This is a genomic window from Chitinophaga sp., assembly GCF_036569125.1.
Taxonomy (GTDB): Bacteria; Bacteroidota; Bacteroidia; order Chitinophagales; family Chitinophagaceae; genus Chitinophaga.
Genome location: NZ_DATCRF010000261.1, coordinates 1 through 7129, shown reverse-complemented (window position 1 = coordinate 7129; position 7129 = coordinate 1). Strand labels below are relative to the sequence as shown.

The 7129-nt window shown below is 49.2% G+C and carries 5 protein-coding genes; 3 read left to right on the top strand and 2 right to left on the bottom strand.

Annotated elements, in window-relative coordinates; all coding sequences use genetic code 11:
- Both VIM87_RS09650 and VIM87_RS09645 read right to left on the bottom strand, forming a co-directional pair.
- On the bottom strand, positions 1–607 hold a 607-nt coding region (locus tag VIM87_RS09650), incomplete at its 3' end, for a hypothetical protein (RefSeq protein ID WP_331996788.1).
- A gap of 668 nt (positions 608–1275) precedes the next feature.
- Positions 1276–4299, bottom strand: a complete 3024-nt coding sequence (locus tag VIM87_RS09645; protein WP_331996787.1) for a gliding motility-associated C-terminal domain-containing protein — start codon at positions 4297–4299, stop codon at positions 1276–1278.
- 139 nt (positions 4300–4438) lie between these two features.
- Between VIM87_RS09645 and VIM87_RS09640 the strand changes: the two genes are divergently transcribed.
- The 3 genes from VIM87_RS09640 to VIM87_RS09630 all read left to right on the top strand — a co-directional run.
- Positions 4439–5428 carry a DUF2157 domain-containing protein gene (locus VIM87_RS09640; protein WP_331996786.1) on the top strand — a complete coding sequence of 330 codons (990 nt, stop codon included), beginning with the start codon at positions 4439–4441 and terminating at the stop codon, positions 5426–5428.
- Entirely contained in the window at positions 5415–6581 is a 1167-nt protein-coding gene (locus VIM87_RS09635; protein WP_331996785.1) for a hypothetical protein, read from the top strand. Before VIM87_RS09640 ends, VIM87_RS09635 begins: the two co-directional genes overlap by 14 nt.
- 64 nt (positions 6582–6645) lie before the next feature.
- Positions 6646–7129 (top strand): hypothetical protein (locus VIM87_RS09630; protein WP_331996784.1); only part of this gene is annotated, 484 nt, incomplete at its 3' end.

The following is a 7129-nucleotide window of genomic DNA, read 5'->3' as shown; positions in this document are numbered from 1 at the left end:
GCTCATGCTCCTTCTTCATCCTGATCCTGTTTGTTAACCTCACTTCCAATTTACCTTCCGGCGTAATGTACACCCGTACCTGCTTGGGAAATGCGAGATGAATATTACCCATGCCTGGCACGTGCATACCGCCACGGGCCGCAGCTCCGGTTAAGTGTTTATGTGTTACATCCGCAGGCGCAGAAGGCTGGGTGTATTCATCTATGCGGGCTTTGATATGTTTACCTGGGGTTTTAACAGCCGCTCGTTTTCGTTCTGCTGGTTTAGTCTTTACGATCTTTGGTGCACAATATGCCTGCAGGCGTGCACTAATAACCTCCGCATTTACGCCCTGCTTCAGCATCTGTAAAGCTTCGCCGGTCATTGCTCTATACAACGTCAGTTTCTTCTGCTCACGCGGTAATGGCCGGTACACCGCTGCAGCCAGCCGTGAAGCCTGGCCCAGCAGATCAGCATATACCCGCGTTAATTCAAAAGAAGATGATTCCTTAACGCGCTTCCCGCTCAATGAGCTTTTCTTACGTACATAATACTGCCCGTCCATCTTATAAAAACAGGCATCGCCACGGGTGCCTGTAAAATAAACAGGGCCTTTTTGTTTAGGCATTGTTGTTGCTTTTTAAAATGAAGAATAAAAGTATCGGAGCGAAGTTAAGGGGCTGCGTAAAACGTCCCAAATGAAATGAGCGTTTTTATCACTTTTTATCACATTTGGTCGTTGGAATACCAGGCCCAGAAGTGGGCCAGAGTGGAGGTAGAGCCTTATCAATAGCGGATTTGAAGCGAAAGAAAAGCATTTACTTGTGCAACATCAATATCAACTTCCGCCACGCACAAGTGCCATGCCTGCAGGATTGAAAACAAACCTTGGCTGGCGTCATCCGATTGATAAAGATCAATTTTTCCACCAAAGTCCACACGACTTGCAGCGCTTCATCAACGCTCCAAACAGCCAGGCGTAGTTTGTTTTTAACCTGCAGGCTGGTATATAGCAATAGAGGCTGGATAGAATGGAGGACGGCAAAACGGCATTCAGCGCCACATTAAGGTTCCGGACAGCCAGGCGCAGTTTGTTTTTAACCTGCAGGCTGGTATAAGCCAATAGATCGCTTATTGAAGGCAGTATAATAACAAGACAGCAATACAGATAAAGCACGGATCATGCGCTTTTACTCCTAACTGCATGCGCTTTTAATGGGAGTTGCATGCGCTTTTACTACAAATATCTATTGAAGTGCACTAAGATATTTCACCAGTTAAACCCAGAATATACCACTACCTCACCAACGTAATCGCCCCCCTTCTTACCACTGCCTGCCCCTTGCTGTTCGTATACCGTGCTATCCACACATACGTCCCTGCAGCCTGCGGCCGGTCCTTAAAATAACCATCCCACCCGATCCGGGGATCCGTATGAGAAAATATCAGGTTCCCCCATACATTAAAGATCTCCAGCTTATACCCGCTTATATTCCCGTACAGCGCCGGCCTGAAAAGATCGTTCTGCCCATCGCCATTGGGAGAGAAACCCGTAGGCATTGTTAGCTCGCAGTCCTCATCCAGCAAAAGGATCTTGAACGGCAGCACGGCCACGCAGCCGTATTTATCCTGCACCAGGGCATTATAGGCGCCCTTGTCTAAAGGACGAATATCCCCGGTGGCAATGGTATTTTCATTCAGGCTATACCGGTAGGGCAGGGTGCCGCCTGCAGCATGAAAACGTACGCTGCCCTTGTGGATCCCATCACACTGCATATCCTGTTTCTCATCCATTACCAGTGTAAGCTCCGGCGATACGTCGATGGCCACGGGATCAAGTTTTGTTTCACAGCCATTTTTATCGGTAACCACTGCCTCATAGCTGCTGGCAGCCAGGCCGCTGAAATCTCCGTCGGTACGGCTCATGGCGGTGCCGGCTAAACTGTAGGTATAGGGTAGGGTGCCGCCGCTGGCTTTTACGGCCAGCTGTCCGCCTATGTAGGAGCAGCCATTAGTGGAAGATATAAATTTCAGCAGCAGCGGGTAAGGCTGTGTAATGCTTACCGTGGTAGCGTAAGTACAGCCATTCGCATCTTTTACAGTTACGGCATAGTTGCCGGGTGTTAAGGAATCAAATACGGGCTCCGTTTGCCAGTTGCCGTTATCCATGCGGTAGGTGTAGGGCGTGGTGCCGCCACTGGTAGTAAAGGTTACTTTCCCGTTTGCTGCGCCGTAGCAGCTGATCTGGTGTATAGCGGGTTTCATGGTAAGCGCTGCGGGCTCCTGTACCTTTATCGAGATGCTGTCAAGGCAACCGTTATGATCGCGCACATAGATCTTATACGTGCCGCGGCTTAGTTTTGCAAAGCAGGAAGTGTCCTGCCAGGTAAGCCCGCGATCTTTGGTGTATTGATAGGGCGCTGTACCGCCATCAGTCGTTAACGTTATACTGCCGTTTGTACCGCCATGGCAGGTAACTGCGCTGCTTTTTCCGGTAGTATGCAATGCCGGCGGTTCATAGAGATCCACAGCAGCGCTGGCATCGCAGTTGCCGGCATCTTTTACCGTAATGGTGTAATGTCCGCCCGGCAAACCTATAAAGTTAGGATTGCTTTGCCAGGTAGCCCCGTTGTTAATGCTGTATTTATAGGGAGGAGAGCCGCCGCCGGCAAAGGTTTGAATGCTGCCATTGGCTGCATTACGGCAGCTTACATCCGTACTTTCCACACGCGCTGTTAGCAGGGTGGGTTCGTTCAAAGTGATCTGGCTGCGTACCTGGTTGCCATTCTTGTCTTCCACCAGTATGTTGTATACGCCGGCTGGTCCTGCAAAGCGGTTCTGGCTTTGCCAGCTGGCGCCATCATCTTTACTATAACGGTAAGGGGGCTGGCCGCCTTCTGCATTTACGGTAATGTTGCCATTGGCGCCCTGGTAGCAGGACGGGCCCCAGCTATTCATTACCAGCTGCACCACCGGGGAGGTGGCCACCGTAAGTATAAGCCCTGTTCTGCACCCATGCTGATCCTTTACATACAACGGGTAAGAGCCGGAAACAACGTTATCGAAGGTACTGGCGCTTTGCCATGGCTGGTTCCTGCCAATGCTGTAGCTATAATCGGGCGAGCCGCCGCCGGCTACCATGGTAATGCTGCAGTCTGTTGTACCGTTAAAGACGCCTTTTGCACTGGTGATGTATAAGAAGGTCGGTTCTTTCAGGGTTACCTGCTCATAGGTCATACAGGCATTGCTGTCCAATACCATTACGGTATAATCGCCGGCAGAGATACCCTGGAAATCAGGCGTGGTTTGCCAGGTAAGCCCGTTGTTATTCGTGTACCTGTAAGGCTGGGTACCGCCCTGGGCCTGTACGCTAATGCTGCCGTTTGACTGGCCATAACAAACAGCATCCTGGTTTTGTGTGTGCATGGTTAAGGGCCTGGGAGCGGTTACCTCTATGGTTTTATCTAATATGCACCCGTTATGATCTCTCACATAGATCTTATAGACGCCGCGGGCCAGCTTCTCAAAAACGGGATCGTCCTGCCAGGTGCGTCTATCTTTACTGTACATATAAGGCAGCTCGCCTCCGCTTACTTTTACAGAAATACGCCCGGTGGCGCTTTCGTAACAGGTGGTATGCTCCGCGCTAAGCTCAATATGTATAGGGTCGGGAGAGGTGATGTGCATCCAGGCGCTGGTCATACACTCGTGCCGGTCCCTTACCAAAATGCTGTAATCGCCCGGCAGCAGCTTATTAAAGGAGTTGGCGGCCTGCCAGGTACGGGCGCTGTCCAGGCTATAGGTATAGGGCGATGTGCCGCCGGATGGCTGTACCGAGATCTGCGCATTGCCGTAGCAGGAGGCCGTGGCATGCTGCTCGCTGATAGCCAGGGCTGCCGGCTCTTTGAGCTGAATGGTTGCGGTGTCCCGCAGTTTGGCGCTGTCCTGCACTATAATCGTGTAGGTACCTGCCGGCAGCTGCGTAAATGCAGGATCGTTCTGCCAGCTGCGTCCATTGTCGCGGCTATATTGATAGGAACCTTTACCTTTTGATGCTGCGGCAGTTATGCTGCCATCATTACGGCCATTACAGGAGATATCCGTGTGCGAAAGTGAGAGCGTTGGCGGTATGTTGGTACTGTCTGCAAAAGCATTTATGCGTGCGGTTTTAGCCGCCGGAGGTATTACGGTATGTGCCCGGGATACCTGTGGCAAGGCAGGTATCAAAAGCAACAGTAACCATAACACCCCCTGATTCCGGCTGTACCCGGGCAACGATTCATAAATGCTCCACGACCAGTTTACCCTGGGCATTGACATAGGATAGTAATAAAAAATGAGGGCTTCGATATAGTTAGAATTCAAAAATATATAATCAAAAACTTATTTAAATCCCCTTTTAGTTGCAGATGTACGATAGATTTTTTTCTATATTGCGGCATACTAGTCCCTGTAAACTATGCACCCACATACATTTGAGCGGCTACACGCAGAGGGGTTGATCAGTGAGAGCAGTGTAGAAAAAGTCAAAGCCGTGTCCGCCAATAAGTTGTTTTCCCTGCACTGGGAGCTGAAAACCGTCCTGTACCTGGGCGTATTACTGCTCAGCACCGGCCTGGGAATACTGGTTTATAAGAACATTGACACCATTGGCCACCAGGTTATTCTATTGTTCATTGCTGCTGTAAGCGCCGGCTGTTTTTACTACTGTAACAAAAGAAAGCAACCCTTTTCCTTTGGCAAGGCGCCTGCGCCGGATGCCCTTTCAGACTACCTGCTGTTACTGGGCTGTCTTACCTTTGTAACCTTCATTGCCTATATACAATTCCAGTATGCCGTTTTTGGGGATCACCTGCGGCTGGCCGGGTTTATTCCGCTGCTGGTATTGTTCTTCAGCGCTTATTATTTCGATCACCTCGGGGTATTGAGCCTGGCCATCACCAACCTGGCCGCGTGGATGGGCATTGTGGTAACCCCTTTGCGCATTCTGCGGGAAAATGATTTCAACAGCGAAACCCTTATTTTCACCGGCATCTTGCTGGGGGTATTGTTGATCGCAGCAGGGGAGTTATCCCGGTACCGGAACATTAAAGCACATTTCCGCTTTACGTACATCAACATTGGCGCGCATGTGCTGTTTATTTCCCTGCTGGCGGGGATGTTCCACTTTGAGCACCTGTTTTTCCTGTTCATAATGGCGGTAGCAGGGACCGCACTTTATTTCTACAGGCAGGCTTTAAAGGATCATTCCTTTTATTTTATGCTGATCCTTACCTTATACAGCTATATCGCGCTCAGTTATTTAGTGATCCGCTTACTGATGCTGGCGCAGGATATTGACCTGGGCGCTGTGTACCTGATATTGTTCTACTTCATTGGCTCCGGCGTAGGGCTGATACTGTTCCTTATTAACCTCAACAAAAAGATCAAACACAATGCTGGCATATAAACAGGAATGGCTGGATAATAAGGTGCTGCACGAAGAAGCGGAAGAAGCCTACAGGCAGCAATGCATCAGTAAAGAAGAAAAGGAGCGCATTTTCCAGGCGTATCCCGTACCGTTCTATACGCCCAATATTTTCATCCGCATAGGGCTGTTCCTGCTAACGGTGGTCATTGTTTTATTTTCGTTTGGATTGTTTGGGCTGATGTTCATACAGCTTATTAAGGAATCCTGGCAGGGGCTGATCATCTTTTTCGGGCTCATAACCTATGGCGCACTGGAGTTCATGATCCGGGAAACCAAACATCACCGCTCCGGGGTGGATGATGCCCTGTTATGGGGCAGCATATCGCTGCTCCTGAGTGGTATTACAATGGCGCTGCCCAATGATACGCCTTACCTGGTATATAGCCTGATCATTTTTATGGTAACGGCTTATGCCGCCCTGCGCTTTGCCGATACACTTATGAGCATTGCAGCTGTTATAGCCTTGTTAGCATGCCTGTTCTATGCCGCTATTAATATGGGTACTGCGGGCCGTATTGCCGCGCCGCTGTTATTGATGATAGCCTCTTATGGTATCTATGCCTGGGCCAGGAAATGGGATTGGAAAACAAAATGGCGGCACTACCGGCATTGCGGCAGCATTATTGAGATCACCACCTTACTTACCGGCTACTTATCTGTAAACTATTTAGTAGTGCGGGAAGCCAGCAACGAATTTTTTGATCTTAACCTGGCGCCCGGCCAAAGCATTCCTGCCGCCTGGCTGTTCTGGATCTTTACCGTACTTATTCCGCTGGCTTATATTGCAGCGGGTGTTTGGAAGAAGAATGTGATACTGCTGCGTACAGGACTGGTGTTAATTGCCGGTATTGTACTTACTGTTAAACAGTATCACCACATGGCGCCTATAGAGCTGGAAATGACCCTGGGCGGTCTTGTAATGATAGGCATTGCATATGTGCTGATCCGTTATCTTAAAACACCCAAGCACGATTTCACCAGCCAGGAAATAGATAACACCCATCTGCTGGAGAAGATCCAGGGCGAATCGCTGGTTGTATCCGAAAGCTTTACCCCAACGCCCACACCTGCGCCTGGTTTTAATTTTGGCGGTGGCACCGGTGGCGGAGGCGGTGCGCAGGGCGGCTGGTGAGTAATTAATAATGAAGAATTAATAATTAATAATTGGTGGTTGAGGACGGGACATTTATTACGTTATGAAAGTCAAAGATTATAAAGATGGTAAGATCGTCATCCTTTCTACTGCGTTCGATACAAGACCGAAGATTTTGAATTTGATTTATTTCATAAATTTCTTTGCAGGTGGAACGCTCTTTCTTCGCATGATTTTTATAAATGCTGATAATCCAGGCCTTGTAATATTCGGTTGTATAGTAACTATCGCGCTCTATATAGCTGCCTACCGGTTTGTGAAAAAGGCTGTTGCGGGGGAGGAAATATTCATTAATAACGAGTGTATGCACCTGATCAGGCAGGGTGGCCTTTTTAAAGCAAGGAAGCAGCGGTTTGATATAAAGAAAATTTCAGGGTTCCGCCACCTGGCAAAACCAGCACTAACAAAACACCCTTTGGCCGGCGGCTCGTTTGATTATTTAGGTTTTGATACCGAACAGCAGGTGATCAACGACATGCACGGTGATAACAGGCTGGCATTTGATTATGAGGGAAAGACGATCACAT